We start from the raw sequence: 21,242 nt of genomic DNA, 5'->3' as shown, positions 1-21,242 counted from the left end.
GACCTTGTCCGCCGGGGCCGCCATTGGGGCCGGCATTCGCACGCTCTGCCGGCGTTGCCGCCTGGTTCAGCACGCAATAGGTGCCATCACGGGGGAACATCAGCAACACATCACTGCGATAGCCTGGTTGCAGAAAATTACTGCCGATGCCACCACTGACACTTTTCTTGTTCACCCCGATCGGGCGGATGGCAGTGCGCGTCAGGCCGTCGGCGGCGATCTCGAATTGCGGAACAAGTTCGACCGGTTTGCTGGAGTCAGGCACTGTCACCGGGCACAGGTCGGCGATCAGCGCTGCTTGTTCCTTTGGCGTGCCGCCGAGTATGCCCTGCAGCGCAAGACTGGCTTTGGCACCACTGGTGTTCATGGGCACGATTTGCAAATTCACGGTGTCATGGATGCCGCCGTGAATGAAGCGCCAGCGTTGAATTTCTCCTGCGGCTATGCCGCGCAAAGTCGGCTGGACCGCACCGTTGATACTGGTGAACCGGCCGCTGTTGTCCCAGACCGTGGGGGAGGAGAGTTGCGCGTCGAAGTTCTCCACCACACCGGTTTTATCGCCGGGGCACGACCAGGTGCCGTCCTTCTGCGTGATGATGTTGCCCTTGTCGTCGAAACACGCATAAGGAATTTGCTGGAACAGAAAGACTTGCTCGGTGAGGGGCTTGCCCGCCGCGTCCTTGAGGATGGTGTCGATGTCTCCCGGCTTGTCACCGGTGTAGGGGCGATTGCCGCGCACGATCAGCGCGCCCGCTGCGCCGCTGGCGACCTGAAGCGCCGTGGAACCATGTCGGTGTGCGTGATACCAGAACGTACCTGAAGGGTGATCGGTGGGAATATTGACCTCGTACTCAAACTTTGTTTGCGGCGCGATGTTCAGCAGCACGTTATCGCTGTTGCCGGACGGTGAGACGTGCATTCCGTGGTAGTGCAGATTGATCGTGTTGAAACAGCCGGGATCGCCATTCGCCGGATCAAGCCCCCCCGGACAACTGGGATCGTTTTTCTCCAGTTGATTGTCCAGATGCACCCGCAGGGTGTTGCCCGGTTGCACATCAATGAGCGGCCCCGTCAGACAGCCGCCGTATGAGCGCAACATGACCTTGTCTTTGGCACCGTCGGGCCTCCCCGGGTTGTAGATGTAGTTTTCGCGCTTCTGCACTTGCAGGTTGAGTTCGACTGTTTGCCCGTCACGCGTGATGTCACCTGCCGGATCGCACCCTGTTGATGGTTGGGCCAGTTCAATGGCCTTCAGCGTGCCTGTCTGGCTTTTTTCAAGGAGCCTGGGCGGTGAAAGGAACGGTTGAGCCGTGAGTTCGGCGAGTGCCGTGGAGGTGGTTGCACACACGATCAGCCCTGCGAAGATCCTGTAACGCGAATTCATTTCCTGCTCCCTGCGCATTGCGCAAATGTCCCACAGCCATGACAGCCGGGTGTCCGTTGAGATAGTTCGACCGGGCAATGTGAACGCCGGTAGCTGTGCGCCTCCTATGAAGAACCGGTGCGCTTGAGCACAAGGGCGATGGTTTCAGCGAGAGCCGAATCGCAGGTGCGCCCGGCGCCCGGGGTGTAGACCGGTGGTTTGGCAACGGAAGGGTCGCCGCTGGTGAAGGGAGGACGGGGGTTGTACTGGATGTTCAACTGCACCTTTTGGGCGACCAGCTCACCGGCAATCAAGGCAATGATTGCCAAGGCTTCGTCGAGCCCCGATGAAATGCCACCGCCGGTGATACGTTGTCTGTCGACGATGTAACGAGGATAACCGTCTACCACATTGACCCGAGTGAACAGTTTCAGGCAGGCGATAAAGGCCCAATGCGTGGTGGCGTTATAACCGTCCAGCAAACCTGCTGCGGCCGCGAGCAAGGCACCTTCGCAGACCGAGGCGCAATATTGCGCAGCACTGCCTTGCTGAAACAGCCAGGTCATACGCCGGGGATCTTTCATCAGACGTTGCAAATCGGTGGGTTCACCGCCGGGAATCCACAGCAGGTCGATGTCATCGGAATGTTGATCGAACACCGGTAGATCGCCACCGATGGTCATGCCATCACGCGTGGTGATGGATGGCCCATCAAGGGAAATCAGCCGGACGGAGCGGCGAGGGGCGCTGGTGTTCGTCTGCGGTTCAACCAGCTTCATCCAGTTGAACAGTTCGTAAGGGGCGCTGATGTCGAGCAAGTCCACACCATCGTAGATGGCAATTGCGATCAGGTAGTGTCCTGGTGCAGGCATGACTCCCTCCTTGGGAACACCGCGGCGAACGCACTGGCGTCGTCAGGTGTATAGCGTTGCGCCAATCAGCAATGCGATGCCCGGACAGCGGAACCGGAGGTCGTCCACCCAAGGCCAATGGCCAGTAGAGAGGGTTTTGGCAGCATAGTCGGGGTTGTCATGCGTGCAAGAAGATTTTATGCGCAACCGCCCAATGGTATTGGGCCTGGTGGTTTTCGCACCATGACTTGTAAGAAGCCTGAAACAGTCACACCTATCAATGCAAAATGTTGGCCTGGAAATGACTTCTACTTCGTATTTTTTGTGCAGCCACTGGAGGGGTGCGGATAAGGCTTACAGCACATTCATCCGTCGTCGCACACTGCAAACGCCTAGCCACGACGTTAACTGGGCAGTGAGAAATGAGCAGCGAATTCGAAGCCTTTTCGCGGAGTGATCTAATCAAACCGGATACTCATTCAGCGCAGAGTGCTCGCCAAGTGCGGTGGCCTATGACCAAGCGATTCTGGCAGACGCGTAAAAGCGTAACTATACGGTTGAGCGCATGATCGAGAGTCTGGACATGCCAGCCACGATTCTGCGTCCGGCTTACTTCATGCAAAACGACCACATGGTGCAGCAGACTATTCAGAATTACTCGGTTTACCCCATGCCAATCGGCGGGGCAGGCGTGTCGATGATTGACACGTACGATATCGCTGATGTCGCGGTCGCAGAGTTACTGCGACGCGATACGGCGCCCTCTGCGCTGCGCCGTGAAACTCTGGAATTGGTTGGGCCGCAAGTGCTCACAGGTACGTCGGTGGCGAATATCTGGAGCCATGCCTTGGGCCGTGAGATCGCCTATGGAGGGGATGACGTGGCCGCTTTCGAAGGACAACTGGCTTCGTATGGCCCCACCTGGCTGGCGTATGACATGCGTCTGATGATGTCGGGTATTCAGAACTTCGGCATGCGATCAGCCGAAGGAACTGTAGAACACCTACAGACCCTCATAGAGCATCCACTGCGCACCTATGAAGACTTTGTACGCGATGCCATTTCCGATTCATTTCCTGGGCCTTGAAACTCAACTCGCGAATAAGCGCAGATCATTTCGCGCGATGAGGTTACCTTGGGTGTCAACTACCACCGAACCAGTTATAGCCCTGGTCCTCCCAGTAACCACCGGGATAGGTATTGGTGACGAACATTGCCTGGATGTGTTTCGGGTTCTTGTAGCCGAGTTTGGTCGGCATCCGCAGTTTCATCGGGAAGCCATATTGACGCGGCAGTACGGCACCATCGTAAGTCAGTGTCAGCAGGGTTTGTGCATGCAGCGCCGTGGGCATGTCGATACTGGTGTAGTAATCGTCTGCGCATTTGAAACCGACGTACTTCGCATCAGTGTCGGCCCCGACGCGCTTGAGGAACTCGCTGAAGCGCACACCGCCCCAGCGTCCGATAGCGCTCCAGCCCTCGACGCAAATATGCCGGGTGATCTGCTCGGTCTGGGCCATGGCGCGCAGTTCCTCAAGCTTCCAGCTGTGCTTGTCGGCGACCATGCCGGAGACTTCCAGGCGGTAGCTCTCTTCATCGACGGCCGGTGCTTCGTCGATGCCGTAAAAGGCATTGAAGGGAAATGGCCGTGTGATCATCGACTCAGGATAGGTGGGGGCCAAGGCGTTGGGGTTGAACAGCCAGCCCTGAACCCGGTCATTGAAGCGCGACATGGACGCCAGCGCCGTTTCAACCTGTTCGTTATCTGAGATATTGCAGCCGGACAACATGGCCACGCCGCCAAGGGTCAAACTGCGCAGCAGGAAGGCGCGTCGCGAGTGATCTTCGACCTTGAGCGAGATAATTTTTCGCGCGTCCTTCAAAATGGCCGATTCATCCAGTTCCGGGCGCTTCCTCATACGTGCTCCTTATGGCCTGCAATCATGGCCCATAACGTCTTCGGCACGAGTGCGACCATCACCAAATGCACGACGATGAACGCCACCAATAAAAACATCGCAATGAAGTGCACATGCCGTGCGCTGTCGTAGCCGCCGAGCAGTTCGCGTAACAGCGGAAACTGGACTGATTTCCACAACACCAATCCGGAAATCACCAAAACGATAATGTCGAGCATCACAAAAAGATACGCCACACGCTGCACATGGTTGTAATGGCTTATATCGTCATGCCCTAGCTGACCATGCAGTGCAGACCACAGGTCATGAAAAAAGCCTTTGGGGGAAACGGGGAAGAAACGCCGTGACAGTCGACCGCTGAAAATATTGAAAAGCACATAGAGAAGGCCGACGCCGACCAGCACCCACATGGCTGCGAAATGCCATTGCAACGCGCCCCCCAACCAGCCGCCCAAGGTGATCGCGTTGGGGAAATTGAAACCATAAAGCGGAGAGGCGTTGTAGATACGCCATCCGCTTGTGACCATCACCACTACCGCCAAAGCGTTCAGCCAATGGGCCAGTCTCAGCCAGGCAGGATGGCTGTTGGGCGGGGCCGGCGCAGCGGCACTGGTTGTTTCAGGTACAGATGGCATTGGAGGAGCCTCCAGCTCTGAACAACGTCTTACCTATTGACGAGTGTAGACGCTACCCCGGACCAGAGCGCCTGCCTTCAATATGGGCGCAGCGTAAACATTCTCTTGGTAACGGTCGCCAGCCAGCTAGGCTTGTCATCTGAACAGAGCGGTGAGGGCAGGGTTATGCCAACGATAAAAACGGCGCTTGTCCTGGCCGGCGGTGGAAGCCTGGGGGCGGTTCAGGTCGGGATGTTACGGGCCCTGGTGGAGGCTGACGTTGTATTCGACCTGGTGGTTGGCGCGTCGGTCGGCGCCATCAACGGTGCTTACTTTGCAGCCAGACCGAATGCCAAAGGCGTGAGCGAGCTCGCGGACTTCTGGCGTAGCCTGCGCAAGTCGGACGTGTTCCCGTTTTCGGCGCTCGACACCCTCAAGGGCCTTCTGAATCGTCGCGGTCACCTGCTGAGTGCATCCGCCTTGCACCGTTTGGTAAGCAGGTCACTGCCGGTCAAATTGATCGAAGATACCGAGTTACCGCTCTATATCGTCACCACCAATTTGCTCAGCGGTGCCGAAGAGCTTTTATCCAGTGGCAGTGCTGAACAGGCTTTGCTCGCCAGCGCTGCGATACCTCTGGTGTTTCCCTGCGTGCGACTCGGCGAAAAATTTCTGGTCGACGGCGGCGTCACCAGCAACACACCGATTGCCAGTGCCGTGGCATTGGGTGCGACACGGGTTGTGGTTTTACCCACCGGGTTCGGTTGTGCCTGCCCGTGTCCGCCCAGTGGGCTAGTGGCGTTGGCCTTGCATACGCTTAACTTGATGAGCATGCGTCAGCTGGTGCGTGACATCGAGTTGTATCGCGCGCGCGCAGCTATCCATGTCGTGCCGCCGTTGTGCCCGCTGGATGCTTCGGTATTCGATTTCAATCAGACCGATCAACTGCTGCAACGCGCATATCAATCCACCCAGGCCTGGATAGGCGAGGGTGGTTTGATCCGTGACGGGATACCCGATTCGTTGCTGGCTCACACGCATCATCTGGATGACGAGTGATTGTCCGCCTCATAACGGCGTGGTGAGCGAAAAAGGAATACGCAGCTCTTCGACAGGCCCCGTATCCCGGCCACACATTTCGTCATGTACGCATTGCTGCACCAGCACGCACGGAAAGGCCGGCACGGTTTGCAGCAGGTCCCGCAGGTGAGTGATCGAACGCAGGTGCATCGGCTTGGCTGCATCATCAAGCAGGGTGAACTGGCCGTGATCGAGGCGGATCCGTGCCAGGTAAAAACCACCTTCGAGTGACAGCAGCTCCAGCTCGCGGATTTCGCTGTTGGCCGCACGTTCGGTGAGGGTTTGCAGGTTCATGCTTCACTCCTTGCCTACCAGGGTAGGCGTTCTCCATCGTAGGCAAAGAAATGGCCGCTGTCGGCCGGCGTCAACTGGTCAATCAAGGTCAGTAGCTGGTCAGCGGCGACGTCTGCCGGCCGGGCGCTGGACGCCCCGCGAAAAGGTTGCGATAGCGCCGATACGACAGTGCCCGGATGCAGGCTGAGCAAGCGGCTCTGCGGGCGAGTGCGCGCCAGTTCGATGGCTGCGGTCTTGATCAGCATGTTCAGTGCAGCCTTGGATGCACGATAGGCGTACCAGCCGCCCAAACGGTTGTCGCCAATGCTCCCGACCTTGGCCGAAAGCATCGCCATCGCTCCCTGAGGATCGAGCAGCGGCAGAAAGTGGCGCAGCACCAATGCCGGTCCCAGCGTGTTCACTTGAAACACGGCTTGCAGCGCCTCCGGCTCGATCGCGCTGAAGCTTTTTTCCGGCTTGATCGCGTCGCGATGGAGCAGGCCGGCCGCGTGGATGATCAACTGATACGGTGCTTCGGCTGCCAGCTCCGTGGCAGCACCGGCAATCGTTTCGGGGCGTTCCAGGTCCAGTGCGGGAACGGTCCGGCGCCCCAGCGCACGAACCCCGGCACAGCGCGGATCCTGTTCAAGTTGTTCGCAAAAAGCTGTGCCGAGGGCTCCACTGGCGCCGATCACCAGCGCACGGTAACCGTCGCCGAGCGAGGCCATGGTCAGTGCGCGGTTCATTGGCTTGCTCCGGCACCCTGGCGACGGAAGAACAACGTCACCTGGCCGACCTCTACCCCGAACTTGGACATGGCGGTGCGGTTGATCAGCGTGTCCTCGTCCATCAGGTACATCCAGTCGTCCATGCTCATTTCGTACGTCGAGTCGTCGACCGGCAGGTTCAGGCGATAGCGCCAGTGCAAGGTATTGCCAGCGACCTGGCCCTTGGCGACGCCCACCACGTCATCCGCGCGCCCGCTCCAGCGCCCTTGGCCCTCGGGCGTGAGGGTCCAGACGCGGCGCTGGCGGGTGCCGTCGCTGTACAGGAAATGCTCGTCGAGAATCAGGTTGTTGCCCTCACGACGGCTGACGATGTTGACCTCGAACCGCTTGGCCACCTCACCGCTGCGCTTCTGAAACATCCCCCAGGCTTTGACGGGCTGACTGAAAAACTGCTCCAGATCCAACGCTGGTTGCTGATCCGCATAGCGGGTGACATCCACACTGCCGCAGCTCGCGACGCTGAGGACCAATGTCAGTAACAGCAGAAATCGGGTCATTGCCTTACTCCCTGAAGTACTCGAGCGAAGAGGGTGAAGTGTCGAACGATCGGCTTGTACAGTACCTTTGACCTGTATAGGTTTATCGCCGTCCGATCAGTTGCAGGAATTCCTGCCGCGTCGTGGAACTGTCACGGAACGCGCCGAGCATCACGGAGGAAGTCATGACCGAATTCTGCTTCTCCACGCCGCGCATCATCATGCACATGTGCCGAGCTTCAATGACCACTGCCACACCGGCAGCGTCGGTGATCTGCTGGATGGCTTCAGCAATCTGCCGGGTGAGGTTTTCCTGGATCTGCAGGCGACGCGCGAACATGTCCACCACGCGCGCGACCTTCGACAGCCCGAGGACTCTGCCGGTGGGGATATAGGCCACGTGCGCCTTGCCGATAAAGGGCAGCATGTGGTGCTCGCACAAGGAATAAAGCTCGATGTCGCTGACGATCACCATTTCATCGCTCTGCGATTCGAACAGCGCGCCGTTGGTGACGTCTTCCAGGCTCATCGTGTAGCCATTGCACAGATACTGCATTGCTTTGGCGGCACGCTTGGGCGTGTCCAACAATCCCTCGCGTTCGGGGTTTTCACCGACGCCGACGAGGATTTCACGGTAATGGCTGGCTAGTAGTGGGTTCATTCAAGGTTCTCGCGGTGGTGCTGTACGTTAAGGCCGATCCATAGCGAAAGAGTTGTACGCGACAAAGCGTTCTGTATAGGTTTTATTCAAGATAGGCTGAAAAAAATCACCTGACAATGAATCGGCAATCTTTTTTGTGCAGATGCGAAAACCTCACATCGCAGTGTGTGAGGTTGCCGGGACAGGTTTCGATCAGACGGTGAAGGATTGGCTCAATGGCCGGACCATTTTGCTTGAAGTACGAAAAGGGCCCTGCGCGGGCCCTTCCAGGCTCATAGCGATGTTCTGACCACCAATGGACAATCAACCGGCTGGGCGCCCGATACGTCGAGGGTCTCGATCAGGTGCCGGACAGCCTTGCGCCCGATCTCGTAGTACGGCAGTTGCACCGTGGTCAGCGGGGGGATGAACAGCTCTGCAATACCGACCATGTTGTCATAGCCAAGCACCGCGACATCTTCGGGAATTTTCAGGCCTCGGCCCAATAGCAACTGATAGGCACAAAAGGCAATGCGGTCGTTGCCACAGATCAGGATATCGAATTGGGGGCGACCATCGTTGATGTGCCGATCGAGGATAGCGGCCGTTTCGCTATAGGCATCATGGTCGGAAAGGTCGTATTGCAGGAGTGCCTCCGGCGCCAGTCCGAATGCCTGACAGGCACGTTGCAGGCCTTTTTGGCGTAGCCCCCAGGCCAGACTCTGTTTGGGCAGATTGATACACAGCGGGCGCTTGTAGCCGAGGTTCAACGCATGGTGTACGGCCCGGTATTGGCCTGCTTCATCGTCGGGTACATAGCTGACGAGACGGCGGTCATCGGCCAGGCAATTGGCGAGGACCAACGGTTTGCTCTTCAATCGTTCGGGAATGGAAACCTGGCGAAATCCCATGGCGCTGAAGATCAAGCCGTCCGGACGGTGCGACAGCATCAGGTCGATGTTCTGGTCGGTGGGCGGGTTGCTGAGCAGGTTGAGGATAAAGACATTCCAGCCTGCCTGCTGTGCGGTCTGCTCAATGGACAGCAGCAACTCGACCGCGAACGGCGTGGTTGCCGTGTCCAGCGCGAACACACCGATGGTCCGCGACTGCAGGTTATCGCCGCGCATCTTGCGCGCTGACAGGCTCGGTACGAACTGCAATTCATCAATGGCCCGACGCACCCGCTGAAGGGTTTCGGCGCTCAGTTTTTCCGGACTGTTGAGCGCACGAGAAACCGTCATCAAGGACACGCCGGCCAGCTGTGCAACGTCTTTCACTGAAGTCATGTGAGGCAAAATCGGTCAGGTTGACGCCAGATCATGACACAGGGCCCGCGCTTCTCGCGACCCGAATGACGCCGTTCATAGCCATCCAGAACCAAGAGGCCATGCCCCGCAAATCGACACACGTCCGCCAGTCCCGCTTGCCAGAAGCTTCACGCCCAGGCTGTCGGGCCGCGGATAGACGCGACTGCTGAGGCTGAAGCGCCCGTTTTCGTCGAACACCTCGACGGACGAACGATCGAGGAACACGCGCAGTTCGAGTCGCTGTTGTGTCGGGTCTATCCATACGCTGCGCTGGCCTGTGACTTGCGCACCCGAGCGACTGCGGTCAAGCACCAGGCGCTGCAGTGCTGCATCGTAGTAGAGCAGGGTTTCTTCACGGCCATCGTCGCTGCAACGCAAGGCGATCCCCAAGTGGCCGTCGGTGCAGTCGAGCAGATCCAGTTGCACATGGATTTCTAGCATATCGCCGCGCACTTCCGGCACCCACCGCGATCCCGTATCTTCCCAGCCGGGCGTATCCGGCAATGGCGCCAGGCGCAGAGCGCTGAGCTCCCGTGCCGGATACACGCAAAGGCGATCGCCGCGCAGTTCCAGTTCACGCGGCACACCTAGCATGCCGCACCAGTGATGGGCCTGGCTCGGCATCGGGCTTTCCCACATGTCGAGCCACGCCCACACCAGGCGCCGACCATCGGCGGCCAGTAGCGTTTGCGCTGCATAGAAATCGTGGCCGTTATCCAGCTCGATAAAAGGCCCACCGGTGAAATGCCATGCGCTATCGAGTTGGCCCACTCGGTAACCCGTCTGGTATTTGTTGAGCCGGTCGTAACCGTCGGCTTGCATGCCTTGGGGCGAGTACAGCAGCACGTCGCGTCCATTCAGGCGAAACAGGTCCGGGCATTCCCACATATAGCCATCGCCCTCGCTGCCGGCGGACACATAGTCGAGGAATTCCCAGGTGTGCAGATCCGTGGAACGGTACAACGGCAGCAGCGGCCTGTCGCCCAGACGCGCGCCGGCAATCAGGTACCAACAGTCATCCTCCTGCCAGACCTTGGGGTCACGGAAGTGCATGATGGTGTCTTGCGGCGCGCGGTCGATCACGGCGCCATGTTTGACGAAGTGGATGCCATCGGTACTTGTTGCCAGGCACTGCACTTGACGGATGAAACGCTCGTCTCCCACATCACCCAGCCAAGTGTGCCCGGTGTAGATCAGGGCCAAGGTATCGCCACACACCACGGCGCTACCGGAAAAACAACCGTCACGGTCGACGTCATCGCCGGGAGCCAGCGCAATGGGCAGGTGCTGCCAATGAACCAGATCGGCACTCTTGGCGTGGCCCCAATAGATCCGTCCCCACTGCGCATCGAAGGGGTGATGCTGATAGAAAACGTGATATTCGCCACGAAAGTACACGACGCCGTTAGGGTCGTTCATCCAGCCTGCCGGCGGGGCAAGATGATAACCGGGACGATAATCCTGGATGACGCGAGTCAGACCATCACTCAGCGCATGCTGCGCAAGGTCAAGGGCGCAAGACATTGGGTCGTTCATACGATTCAAATACTCAGTCATAGGGCGCTTGCTCGTGCCGAGCGCAGAAAGACGCCATCCGGAAGGGTTTCAATGGCTTGCGGGTAGCGCTTCAAGGCCGCGCCGTCGACGTCGAACAGGTGCAGGTTGTCGATGTCCAGATGCAGCTCAACCCGATCGCCGGCTTGCCATCCGGCGCTGACTTCGCAACGACAGATCAGTGGATCGTCTTGACCTGTCTCGAGGTGCACGTAGGTTTCGCTGCCCAGGTATTCGACCGCGGTAACGATGACGCCAGCGGCTTTATCCGCCGCCTTCAGCGACACATGCTCCGGACGAATCCCCAGGCTCAGCTGCGTGCCCGTCGCCAGGTTCGAGCTGTCGAAGGGCAGGGGCATGATTCCCCATACAAGGGTATCGACCAGGCTGGTTTCGCCTGGCGTCTGCAGGCGCACCGGCAGAAAATTCATTCTGGGCGAGCCGAGAAAACCGGCGACAAAGCGGCTGGCCGGGCGCTCATAGAGTTCGCGCGGTGCGCCGACCTGCTCTACATGGCCGCCATTGAGCACGACAATTTTGTCGGCCAGGGTCATCGCTTCTACCTGATCGTGGGTAACGTAGATCATGGTCGAGCGCAGTCGGGCATGCAGCCGGGCGATTTCGTTGCGCATCTGCACCCGCAAGGACGCGTCCAGGTTGGAAAGCGGCTCATCGAACAACAAAATGTCCGGTTCTCGCGCCATGGCTCTGCCCATGGCCACACGCTGACGCTGCCCACCGGACAGCTCTTTTGGCTTGCGTTGCAGCAGCTTGTCCAATTGCAGGATTTGCGCAGTTTTCAGCACCCGCTCGCGCAGGCTGCTCTTTTCCGTCTTCGCAAGCTTGAGACCAAAACTGATGTTGTCGTAGACGCTCATGTGCGGGTATAGCGCATAAGACTGAAACACCATGCCGACGCCACGCTCGCGCGGCTCCAGGTCGTTGACCCGTCGCCCGTCGATCAGCAGGTCGCCGGCGCAGATCGAATCCAGTCCGGCGATCAGCCGCAGCAGGGTCGACTTTCCGCAGCCCGAAGGGCCGACGAACACCACGAATTCACCCGCCGCGATCTCCAGGTTGATGTCGCGAAGAATCCGCACGCCGCCCAATTGTTTGTTCACGTTGTCCAGTTTTAATTTGATCACGATGCTGTTCCTTGTCTTTGTTGGGCATCAACCCTTTAACGCGCCGGCAGTAAGGCCGGAAACGATTCGGCGCTGGAAGATCAGCACCAGAATCACCAGTGGGACGGTGACCAGCACCGAGGCCGCCATCAACAAGCCCCAAGGCAACTCATGGGGGCTGCCGCCGGAAATCAAGGCGATGGCGACCGGCACCGTGCGTTGGGTGTCAGTGAGGGTGAAGGTCAGGGCAAACAGGAACTCGTTCCACGCGGCGATGAAGGCCAATAAACCAGTGGTCACCAGCGCGGGCCACAGCAACGGCAACAGCACTCGGGTCAGCGTGACCCAAGGCGAGGCGCCATCCATGATTGCCGCTTCCTCCAATTCATGGGGCAATTGCCCCATGAATGTGGTCAGTACCCAGACGGTGAAGGGCAGGGTGAAAATCGTGTAGCTCAGGATCAACGCCCAGGGCGTGTTGTACAGACCCAAGGCGCGGATCACTTCGAACAGCCCCGACAGCACCGCAACCTGGGGAAACATCGACACGCCAAGCACCATCATCAACACCGTGCCACGCCCGCGGAATTTCACCCGGCCCAAGGCATAGGCGGCGGTCAGGCTGAGGAACAGCGCCAGTGTCACCACGCACAGCGCAACCACCAGCGAATTACCGATCGCCCGCAGGAATGAGGCTTGATGGAGGATCGCCGCGTAATTGGAGAAGTCCGGGTTTGCGATCCAGTAGCTGATCTCGAACAAGGCGCTGGACGGCTTCAGCGACGTGAGGATGGCGTAGTAGAAGGGGAAAACCGCATACAGCAACAACACCCCGATCAGGCACCAGAAGCCGAGGCGCAACAACGCTTTTTTCAGCAGGCGCGGGCTCATGAACGGACCTCCAGTTGACGGCGGCCGAGGTAGAGATAAAGCATGGCGATGACCGCCACCACCAGAAACAACAGGGTTGAAGCCGCGCTGCCGTAACCGACGTCCTGGAATTCCACCAGGTGCTGACGGGCATACACCGACATGCTCATGGTGCTCGACGAGTTCGAGGTCAGCACATAGATCACGTCGAATACCCGCAGCGAGTCGAGAATGCGAAAGATCGCTGCCACCAGCAGTGCAGGCATCAACAGGGGAAGGGTGACACGCCAGAACACTTTCAGCGGGTGGATGCCATCGACCCGGGCCGCTTCGTAGCAATCGCTTGGCAACATCTGCAAGGCCGCCAGCATCAGCAGCGTGACAAAAGGCACGGTCTTCCAGACGTCGACGATGATCACCGCCCACATCGACAGGTCTGCATCTGCCGTCCAGGCCAGGGGCGCGTCAATCAGGCCGAGGCTCAGCATCAAGTGATTGATGATGCCGAACTGGTCGTTCAGCATCCATGCCCAGATCTTTGCCGAGACAATGGTCGGAATCGCCCATGGAATCAGAATCAACGCACGCACCAGAGAACGGCCGGTGAACTTGATGTTCAACAGCAACGCCACCAACAGCCCCAGTACGACTTCCAGACCCACTGACACCACAGTGAAATACAACGTGTTGCGCACCGCATTCCACCATTGTGGATCGACGAGGATGCCCGACCAGGCGGAACCGTTGCGGACCAGATAATTGCTCAAGCCGATGAAGGTTGCGCCACCGCTGTCCGCCAGGCTGGCGTCGGTCAGGCTGAACCAGAATGTGCGCAGCAGCGGCCAGGCAGCGACCAGGGCCAGACACAACAGCATCGGTGTCAGGAACAGCCAGGCGGCGCGTACCCGACGGCGTTGTACGGGCGTTTCCCTCGTGAGCAGCAGCTCGTCGAAGGGGGCATGGGCAGTAGAGACAGACATGGTGATTTCCTTCCTTGTGGCTTACCAGTTCTGGCGTTTGATGCGCGTGAGTTCGCTTTCCAGTTCGGCCAGCGCCTGATCGACGGGCAACTCGCCCGCGAGCACGCCATGCACGCGATCGAAGAACGCATTGGAGACCCGCGGATAGCGATCGGCGGTGATTGACGCGGGGCGCATGACCCCATCGTTGAGAATGCTGTGCAACTGAGCGTAATAAGGCATGGCCGCGAGTAACTCGGGATCTTGATACAGCGACTCGATCACCGGGTTATAGGCGCCTGCCAGGGCTCGACGTTTTTGCTCCTGGGCGCTGGTCAGGTAGCTCACCAGCTCGGCGGCAAGTTCGGGATGGGCGCTGTAGCGCGATATCGCCAGGCCCCAGCCACCGAGGGTGGAGGCATGGTCGCCGGCCTCGCCGCCGCGGGGCAGGGGAGCGACCCCGACTTTGTCTTTTACGGCACTGTCCTGGCTTTGCACCAGGGCCCAGACATAGGGCCAGTTACGCATGAACAGCGCATTGCCCGACTGGAAAACGCCACGGCCTTCTTCCTCGGTGTAATTGAGCACGCCACGCGGGGAGATGTCGCCGACCCAGCTTTTCGCCAACGTCAAAGCTGCTCTTGAAGCCTGACTGTTGACCACGATGTCGCCGCGTTGATTGATCAGCCCGCCTTGCGGCTGGCTGCTGATCCACTCCAGCGCATTACACGTCAGCCCCTCGTAGGCGCGGCCCTGAAAGATGTAACCCCAGACAGTGGCGTTCCCGGCGGTGCGCTCGGCCTGTTGAACATCCCTCGCGGTAGCAGTCATTTCTTCCCAGGTCTGGGGGACCTGCCGGTTGTATTTCTCAAGCAAGTCTTTGCGGTAATACAGCAGGCCCGAGTCGGTGAACCAGGGCATCGTCACCAAACGTCCGTTTACGGTGGCGTTATCGACCTGTGCCTGGAAGTAGCCTTGGGTCGCGTTGGCTGGAAGCACCTCACGCAGATCCATCAGGTGTTTGGCCAGCATCCCCGGCCAGACCATGTCGATTTGAATGATGTCGATGTCGGCGGACTGCGCACTGAGGATCTGTTGATAGAACGATAACCTCTCGGTCGCCGAGTTAGGCGTAGAGACCACCTCGACGTTGTTGCCAGTCTGTTTCGACCATCTCTCGACGGCCTCCTTGCACAGTTGCAACTCCGCACCCACAGCACCGCACGAGATCGTCAGATCGGCTGCGCTCGAAACGGATGGAAGTGCGGCAAACAGGGTGATCAATGTGGCGGGCAGGAGCGATTTCAGGTGTTTCATCGAGCGTCCTTTATTTTTGTTTTTAGAAAAGTTAACGTTAACATCGCCAAATGTAGCAGCGTATTTGCGATGAGGCACCCTTTTTTTCGCTGATTGCGACAACGCGCTGCTCCGGTAAAAAAGCGCCAATAGCGTCAACCAACAATAAAAACAAACAGGGATTTCACATGCATAAAGCAACAGGCTGGCTCCTGGCAGGTGTGCTCGGCACATCCGCGGCGACCTCTCAGGCAGCGACACTGGAACAGCGCATGGCCGCACTTGAAGCCCGTGCCAGCGCAGCCGAAAAGCGCGCAGCCACGGCCGAACAGCAGACCCAAATACTTGTCCGAGAATTGCAGCAGATCAAACTTGCGTCCCCTCCCTTGCAGCCCGCCGCGTCTAACGCAACAGCCATTTCGGCGCCTGACCTGGATACCCGACTGGCAAAACTCGAAGCCCGTCAGCAAAGCCCGGAGAAAGAGGGCAGTACCGGACACCTCACTGATGGGTTCAGCTTCAACGGCTATGCGCGCTCCGGATTGTTGGTCGACGAGGGACTCGGTGGTGGCCGTGGCGGCCCTTATACAACGCCGGCCGGCTCGGTGGGCGGTGCAGTGGGGCGACTCGGCAACGAAGACGACACCTACATGCGTATCGACCTGTCGAAAGAGATCCATGCGCAAAACGGCACCCGCTCCAAGTTCACGGTTTCCATCGCCGACGGGGTGGAAAGCTCCAACGACTGGACGGCCGACGAAAGCAAACTCAACGTACGCCAGGTATTCGCCACGCTCGACCATGTCGCCGCGTTCAAAGGCAATTCAGTGTTCGAGAACGCCACGCTGTGGGCAGGCAAGCGCTTCGACAGAGACAACTTCGATATCCACTGGCTGGACTCGGACGTCGTCTACCTGGCTGGCACCGGCGGTGGCATTTACGATGTGCAGATGAACAAGAACTGGCGCTCGAATTACTCCTTGATTGGGCGTAGCTACGGGGATTTCAGTCAAGGGGGTATCAATGCCGATGTGGAAAGCTACATTCTGACCTCCAACCAGTTTTTCGCGGATGGCCAGTGGCAATGGATGTACAACGCCATCGGTGCGAAGAAAAACGATTTCTCGACCCGCACCAATAAAGCCGGTTTGACGCCTGCGGATTCCGGCTTGCACAGCATGCTGGCCAATCACCAGAAAACTTTTTTCGGCAGAGAAGGCTTCTTCAAAACGGCGCTGCTCTATGGGCAAGGCCTGGGTGCAGAGGTCAAGAACGTTGGCTCGGACGGGGAGTTGATCGACGAGGCCCGCGCGCTGCGGCTGGCACTTTACGGGGAGACCCCGCTTGCGCCTGACTGGCGTATCGGGCCCAGCTTGCTGGCCGAGCAAAGCAAGGACCGATACGTCAAGGGTGACGACTACCGCTGGCTGACTCTGAACGTGCGACTGGCTAACAAAATCAACAGCAACTTCGAGATGGCCTACGAACTGAGTTGGCAAACCATGAACCTCGATCCCAAGGGCTATCTGCAACGTAATGCGGTCGACGGTAACTTCTGGAAATTCACGGTCGCCCCGACATTCAAACTTGACGTTGCAGATCTTCTTACGCGTCCTGAACTGCGAGTGTTCGCAAGCTTCATGAACTGGTCTTCGGATCTGGACAGATTCAGCACCACAGATGCCTTTGGCATGACCGACTTCCATGCGGGAGGTGTCTGGCAGTACGGCATTCAGATGGAGACCTGGTTTTAAAGGCCGAGAGACAAGTGCAGTGCGGCTTGGTCGCACTGCACCAAGCCAGCAGTGCTACTCGCTCTGTGATTCGAGAGCTTCTGCCTTTAAGGACGTCGCAGTGTGTGGTTGTGCCCGGGGTCGTACTATCCAATCATTAATGGATTCGGGCACGGCTGGAGGTTCAGGGCATTCACCGATCAGCGCAAATACTCGGGCAGGCTCAACAGTTTTACGCGAGCGGTCGATCAAGAGTGCCTTGACGTTGGCCACTGCCGACACTTTCGGTCCGACCAGGAAGACATGCTGGAAGTAAAACCATTTTTCATCCCAGTAAAGAAGCTCGGTTTTAACTTCAAACCGTTGAAATAGTTTTATCGATTTTTTGTATTCAATATCCACGTTGCCTACCAGAGGCATCCAACCGTTTTTCAGAATCCCTCCAAGCGTGCCGACTGACCACAGGAAATGCAGCCTGCCGAGATCGGCAAGCGACAGGAAACGCCCATTATTGATGTGCATGTTCAAATCTATATCGAGGGGGCCAGCGGTGAATCTAATGGCTGTCGCGCTCCTGAAATGGGTAGGCTTGCGCCATCGCATTACAGCACCCGCCAACGACATGATGAATAATCTGAAAAACAGGTTCATGGATTAACTGCCTCGGCGGAGCGTGAGAAATTATCGTTGTAGAGTGATTTCATTTTTGCTCGATCAATCTTTCCACTGGTCGTTTTGAACAACTGACCGGGAGAAATGATGTCGATACTTGCGATGTGAATGCCCAGTTCGTCATTGATCTTTCTGCGAACGGTTTGAGTCAGACTGTCTGGATCACTGCCTTTTGCCGGGACGATGAGTAACGCGCATTCTTCACTGTCTGATCCGATCTGGGCAACTGCCGCAACCCCTCGAATTCCAGCGACCTCAGACGTATAACTTTCAATGTCGTTGGCGAAGTAATTAGCGCCGTTGATAATGATGACTTCCTTGCTGCGTCCCACGACGTATAACTCTTCCTCATGCAAGAAGCCTATATCTCCGGTCAAGAACCAGCCATTTTCAAGCATGGCGGTGGTATTTTCCTGATCGTTATCATATGCGCTGCATACAGAGTGCCCCTTCAGCGCAATTTCACCCAGTAGGAGCGGGGTGCTCATAAACCCCAGATTGTCGGCTCGAATGCTAACTTCTACATGGCGGATGGGCTTTCCACACGAGACAATCTCTTTACTTGCCGGGGCATTGTTGTCTGTCCGCACAACCAAACCCTTATTAAGCGCCTCACGGTCGACATAGATACTTTGCATGCCTGCGCCTACGGCGCTGAACGTGGCCCCCAAAGTCGCTTCGGCCATTCCATACAAAGGCATGATCGAATCTGCAGAGAAGCCGTAAGTAGCGAAAGCCTGCGTAAAGGCTCGCATGACTTTAGGGTTGATAGGTTCCGCTCCGCTGGTGGCGGAGCGCCAAGTGCTTAAGTTCAAGCCTGTCAACGAATCGGCGTTGAATCGTTCCAGGCAATATTTATAGGCAAAGTTCGGTGCGGGTGAAATCTTCAAGGAAAAGTCGGAAATGGCCCTTAACCAGCTCAGCGGCGCTTTGACAAAGTCAGCGGTTCGCATAATGTAAGAGTCAGAGCCGGCAAACACGGGTAACAAAAGCCCACCGATCAAACCCATATCATGAAAGAACGGGAGCCATGTCACACCGGCAGACTCGGCATTCATTTCAAACGATTCGCACATCGCAGCGACATTCAAGATCAGATTTTCTTGAGATACCACGACCCCTTTAGGATCCGAGGTGCTGCCAGACGTGTACTGGATCAACGCGGTATCACTGACTGCATCGGCAGGGGCAAGTGAAACCTCTACATTGCTCTTATCCAGAGCACAAAACTCATCAAGCGTTTGCACGATCGAGGAAGTATGAATGCCGAGAGACTCTTTGACCTCTTCGCTGATCGATTCGGAAACCAGGATTCTGTGGATATTGGATTGCCTGGCAATCAGTCCGACACGCCGGAAGAAACCGTGTAACGGCGAGAACGGTTGCGGCGGAGCGATGGGGACGGGGACGCCACCTGCAAACAAGATGGAAAAAAAGCTTTCGATAAAGCTGAGTTCGTTGAAAAATATCAATCCAACTCGCTCGTTAAGTTTTATATGTGCACGCATTAGACTGGCTTTGGCCAGAGCACTTTCATGCAGACTGGCATAGCTCAAAAATGACGTAATCTTGCCATTTTTAATAACGTGAAACCCACGCCCTGGTGACAACCTGGCTGTACGTGAAAGTGCAGTCAATATCGTAATCACATCATTCCCTGATTGTTAGAACTGGCGAATAAACGCCTTGCCGTCTGTTGACCTACGGCAAGGCGCAACCTATTGGCCGATCAATTGATAGCGAGCGACTCAGCCTGATTGGCTCCAACCAAAACCTGCACGGTAGCAATCAACTGACCCGCAGTTTCGATTGTGTAAGTTGCATCATCAGGCATCTCGATGTTGTATTTTTTCTCGATCATCAAAATCATTTCAACGATCTTCATCGACGTCACGCCAAGGTCTCTGATGCTGGTACTTGTGGTCACTGAGCCGACTTCCAGCCCTACAACCTTGGTAATAATGTCCAATACATCGAATTCAATTTCGTTCACAAGCAGCTCCATTGCGGTTAATTTCGTGTTTTATATAAAGGGAAGTTCTGTAAGGGACTTTGGTCTGCCCACTGATTACTGACTCAGGATCAATCACGATCCACGACGCTTCACCCAAGGCGACCAAATCGCCAGCAGGCGTCAAGAGTCGCGCTTCAGCTTTTATCATGTTGCCGTTCGTAGAGATGATTTTGCCTGTTACTCGATATGCTGCAAATGACTCACAAATACTGATGAATCGAACTCGCAGCCCCATCGTGACTGCCATTTTTCCTGTGAAGACCATAATGGCTCTTCCCATGGATTCATCCAGTACGGTGGAAACAATTCCACCATGAACTATGCCCGGGTAAGACTCATACTGACGGCCGAGAGATACGGGTGCAGACACCTCGTCTAAACCGTCATCAAACAATAGTTTCAAGCCGATATCGTTTTGAACGCTGCAACCAAAACAATTCGAAGCTACATCTGTCTCTTCGACAAGAGCGTGTTTCATGATGTACGACCTACATTCTGGCGCGGATCTCGGATTTCAGTGAGCGTGTATCGACGATGGCTTTATTGCCGGTGAGATTACGCAAGGCGCGATAGACATTGGCATCACCGCGCTCATTGTCATCATCACCCACCACGTCCTGCTCAATTGTCTTGACCGAGTCGGGCGAGTCCGCGTTCGGGAAAAACAGGCCGGCAGGGTGTTTGACACCATAGGACGCATCAATCAGCCAGACATAAGCCATTTTGAGTGCTTCCAGCATGTTGACGTCGCTTTCATCACACAATTCTTTGCAGAAAACATAGAACGCCTTGGCATGACGAGATTCGTCCTTGCTGAGCAAGCGCCAGATTTTTTTCAGTGTGGGTTCATTCGTGCGATGTGCGCGCAGGTTGTAGTAGTTGGCCGCCCGGTACTCAGAGATCACGTTCATCATTAGAGTAGCGGAAGGGTAGTCGCCGACTTCGTACGGTTTACGCGTAAACATGGCGTGCTTTGAGCGAACTTCGATACCCAATTGCTTCAGGTATTTGGCCTGAACCAGAGCATGCCTGGCTTCTTCCGCCCCCCACATCAACGACCAAGTGGAAAAGCCGAATTCATCACGCCATTCGTTCAGGAAGTTGTGTGAGCCGGGCAGTGTCGTATGTTCTACAACAGCACCGTCGTGCAGAAGCTGAATGTCTTCATCAGTCAACAGGCTTCTGTCGATGTTTGAAAGATCGCCGATTTCCGACCATTCCCACCGTGATTGCTCAAACCAGTCAAAGACTTCGTTGAACTTATTATCTAGATAGAACTCCTTGATGTTGTGCTTTGACTGAAGAGTCGTGAACGCAAAAATCGCTTTCTCGATAACTTTTTCAATATCGGCTATTGGCGTATCTGTAGGGATGACACCTTGGATATCGTACTTTACCGAATCCCCCAGGGCACACACTTGCGGGTCATCGCTGACCAGCAGAACTCGTGTGCTGACCAGCAGGCCTGGGTTTTTAACGGCTTCCAGCACTTGTTCTACTTCATGCAACTGATCAGATGCAATCAAAATGACCGAACAATCGGAGCCCTCTAAGTCAATGTTATTAACAAACTCATGAATGGCTTTTTCGACAACAGCATAACCCTTGCGATCAACTAGCGAGATAGCGGACGAGTTAACGTTACCAGAGTGGAGGTAAAAGATATTCATAGAAGTCCCTTGCAATGTATACAGCTCCATATCGACACC

The 21,242-nt window shown here is 56.7% G+C and carries 21 protein-coding genes and 1 pseudogene; 3 read left to right on the top strand and 19 right to left on the bottom strand.

The window, feature by feature from the left end; translation table 11 throughout:
- Both DBR24_RS10900 and DBR24_RS10895 read right to left on the bottom strand, forming a co-directional pair.
- Window positions 1-1,384 (bottom strand): multicopper oxidase domain-containing protein (locus DBR24_RS10900; protein ID WP_158277033.1); only part of this gene is annotated, 1,384 nt, incomplete at its 3' end.
- Window positions 1,385-1,488: 104 nt separating this feature from the next.
- On the bottom strand, window positions 1,489-2,235 hold the full coding sequence (locus tag DBR24_RS10895) for a DJ-1/PfpI family protein (RefSeq protein WP_128614735.1): 747 nt from the start codon (window positions 2,233-2,235) through the stop codon (window positions 1,489-1,491).
- A 529-nt stretch (window positions 2,236-2,764) separates the two neighbouring features.
- Between DBR24_RS10895 and DBR24_RS10890 the strand changes: the two are divergent.
- A pseudogene (locus tag DBR24_RS10890) lies at window positions 2,765-3,301 on the top strand (NmrA family NAD(P)-binding protein); the annotation flags it as partial.
- 55 nt (window positions 3,302-3,356) lie between these two features.
- Here the strand turns inward: DBR24_RS10890 and DBR24_RS10885 are convergent.
- Together DBR24_RS10885 and DBR24_RS10880 are read right to left on the bottom strand one after the other, a co-directional pair.
- On the bottom strand, window positions 3,357-4,133 hold the full coding sequence (locus tag DBR24_RS10885; RefSeq protein ID WP_128614734.1) for a molybdopterin-dependent oxidoreductase: 777 nt from the start codon (window positions 4,131-4,133) through the stop codon (window positions 3,357-3,359).
- The gene (locus tag DBR24_RS10880) at window positions 4,130-4,768 is read right to left on the bottom strand and encodes a cytochrome b/b6 domain-containing protein (RefSeq protein ID WP_128614733.1); all 639 of its coding nucleotides are present in this window, start codon (window positions 4,766-4,768) and stop codon (window positions 4,130-4,132) included. The genes DBR24_RS10885 and DBR24_RS10880 overlap by 4 nt, the downstream gene beginning before the upstream one ends.
- A 165-nt stretch (window positions 4,769-4,933) precedes the next feature.
- Here DBR24_RS10880 and DBR24_RS10875 point away from each other — a divergent pair, with 165 nt between their 5' ends.
- Window positions 4,934-5,806, top strand: a complete 873-nt coding sequence (locus DBR24_RS10875; protein WP_128614732.1) for a patatin-like phospholipase family protein — start codon at window positions 4,934-4,936, stop codon at window positions 5,804-5,806.
- A gap of 9 nt (window positions 5,807-5,815) precedes the next feature.
- On the opposite strand, the gene DBR24_RS10870 is transcribed toward DBR24_RS10875, so the two are convergent.
- The 10 genes from DBR24_RS10870 to DBR24_RS10825 all read right to left on the bottom strand — a co-directional run bounded on the left by DBR24_RS10870 (window position 5,816) and on the right by DBR24_RS10825 (window position 15,135).
- Window positions 5,816-6,121 (bottom strand): DUF6482 family protein, encoded by a 306-nt coding sequence (locus DBR24_RS10870; RefSeq protein WP_064587549.1) that lies wholly within the window; start codon window positions 6,119-6,121, stop codon window positions 5,816-5,818.
- A gap of 14 nt (window positions 6,122-6,135) precedes the next feature.
- The gene (locus DBR24_RS10865) at window positions 6,136-6,846 is read right to left on the bottom strand and encodes an SDR family NAD(P)-dependent oxidoreductase (protein ID WP_123468708.1); all 711 of its coding nucleotides are present in this window, start codon (window positions 6,844-6,846) and stop codon (window positions 6,136-6,138) included.
- Window positions 6,843-7,385, bottom strand: coding sequence for a DUF3833 domain-containing protein (locus tag DBR24_RS10860; RefSeq protein WP_128614731.1), 543 nt, complete (start codon window positions 7,383-7,385; stop codon window positions 6,843-6,845). The genes DBR24_RS10865 and DBR24_RS10860 overlap by 4 nt, the downstream gene beginning before the upstream one ends.
- Window positions 7,386-7,467: 82 nt before the next feature.
- The gene (folE, locus tag DBR24_RS10855) at window positions 7,468-8,025 is read right to left on the bottom strand and encodes a GTP cyclohydrolase I FolE (protein WP_123468712.1); all 558 of its coding nucleotides are present in this window, start codon (window positions 8,023-8,025) and stop codon (window positions 7,468-7,470) included.
- Window positions 8,026-8,297: 272 nt separating this feature from the next.
- A complete protein-coding gene (locus DBR24_RS10850; protein ID WP_123468714.1) occupies window positions 8,298-9,290 on the bottom strand; it encodes a LacI family DNA-binding transcriptional regulator in 993 nt (330 codons plus the stop codon).
- Between the two features lie 75 nt (window positions 9,291-9,365).
- On the bottom strand, window positions 9,366-10,868 hold the full coding sequence (locus DBR24_RS10845; RefSeq protein ID WP_177490514.1) for a sucrose-6-phosphate hydrolase: 1,503 nt from the start codon (window positions 10,866-10,868) through the stop codon (window positions 9,366-9,368).
- A complete protein-coding gene (locus DBR24_RS10840) occupies window positions 10,865-12,010 on the bottom strand; it encodes an ABC transporter ATP-binding protein (RefSeq protein WP_128614729.1) in 1,146 nt (381 codons plus the stop codon). The genes DBR24_RS10845 and DBR24_RS10840 overlap by 4 nt, the downstream gene beginning before the upstream one ends.
- A 27-nt stretch (window positions 12,011-12,037) precedes the next feature.
- Window positions 12,038-12,880 (bottom strand): carbohydrate ABC transporter permease, encoded by an 843-nt coding sequence (locus DBR24_RS10835; RefSeq protein WP_128614728.1) that lies wholly within the window; start codon window positions 12,878-12,880, stop codon window positions 12,038-12,040.
- A complete protein-coding gene (locus DBR24_RS10830) occupies window positions 12,877-13,839 on the bottom strand; it encodes a carbohydrate ABC transporter permease (protein ID WP_128614727.1) in 963 nt (320 codons plus the stop codon). The genes DBR24_RS10835 and DBR24_RS10830 overlap by 4 nt, the downstream gene beginning before the upstream one ends.
- 21 nt (window positions 13,840-13,860) lie before the next feature.
- Window positions 13,861-15,135: an ABC transporter substrate-binding protein gene (locus DBR24_RS10825; RefSeq protein WP_128614726.1), complete on the bottom strand. Its 1,275-nt coding sequence runs from the start codon at window positions 15,133-15,135 to the stop codon at window positions 13,861-13,863.
- A 167-nt stretch (window positions 15,136-15,302) separates the two neighbouring features.
- Here DBR24_RS10825 and DBR24_RS10820 point away from each other — a divergent pair, with 167 nt between their 5' ends.
- Window positions 15,303-16,868: a carbohydrate porin gene (locus DBR24_RS10820; protein WP_128614725.1), complete on the top strand. Its 1,566-nt coding sequence runs from the start codon at window positions 15,303-15,305 to the stop codon at window positions 16,866-16,868.
- A gap of 54 nt (window positions 16,869-16,922) precedes the next feature.
- On the opposite strand, the gene DBR24_RS10815 is transcribed toward DBR24_RS10820, so the two are convergent.
- The 5 genes from DBR24_RS10815 to DBR24_RS10795 all read right to left on the bottom strand — a co-directional run bounded on the left by DBR24_RS10815 (window position 16,923) and on the right by DBR24_RS10795 (window position 21,203).
- A complete protein-coding gene (locus DBR24_RS10815) occupies window positions 16,923-17,498 on the bottom strand; it encodes an acyl-CoA thioesterase (protein WP_128614724.1) in 576 nt (191 codons plus the stop codon).
- A complete protein-coding gene (locus DBR24_RS10810) occupies window positions 17,495-19,075 on the bottom strand; it encodes an AMP-binding protein (RefSeq protein ID WP_158277032.1) in 1,581 nt (526 codons plus the stop codon). Before DBR24_RS10810 ends, DBR24_RS10815 begins: the two co-directional genes overlap by 4 nt.
- 173 nt (window positions 19,076-19,248) lie before the next feature.
- A complete protein-coding gene (locus tag DBR24_RS10805) occupies window positions 19,249-19,512 on the bottom strand; it encodes an acyl carrier protein (protein WP_158277031.1) in 264 nt (87 codons plus the stop codon).
- Window positions 19,499-20,011 (bottom strand): PaaI family thioesterase, encoded by a 513-nt coding sequence (locus DBR24_RS10800; RefSeq protein WP_123468734.1) that lies wholly within the window; start codon window positions 20,009-20,011, stop codon window positions 19,499-19,501. The genes DBR24_RS10805 and DBR24_RS10800 overlap by 14 nt, the downstream gene beginning before the upstream one ends.
- 10 nt (window positions 20,012-20,021) lie before the next feature.
- On the bottom strand, window positions 20,022-21,203 hold the full coding sequence (locus tag DBR24_RS10795) for a ferritin-like domain-containing protein (protein ID WP_158277030.1): 1,182 nt from the start codon (window positions 21,201-21,203) through the stop codon (window positions 20,022-20,024).
- Window positions 21,204-21,242: the final 39 nt, after the last annotated feature.

Origin of the sequence: Pseudomonas sp. HMWF006, assembly GCF_003061205.1 — a bacterium.
In the GTDB taxonomy this organism is placed as follows: Bacteria; Pseudomonadota; Gammaproteobacteria; order Pseudomonadales; family Pseudomonadaceae; genus Aquipseudomonas; species Aquipseudomonas monsensis.
The sequence above is the reverse complement of the archived record's forward strand: the minus strand, read 5'-3'. Positions and strand labels throughout refer to the sequence as shown.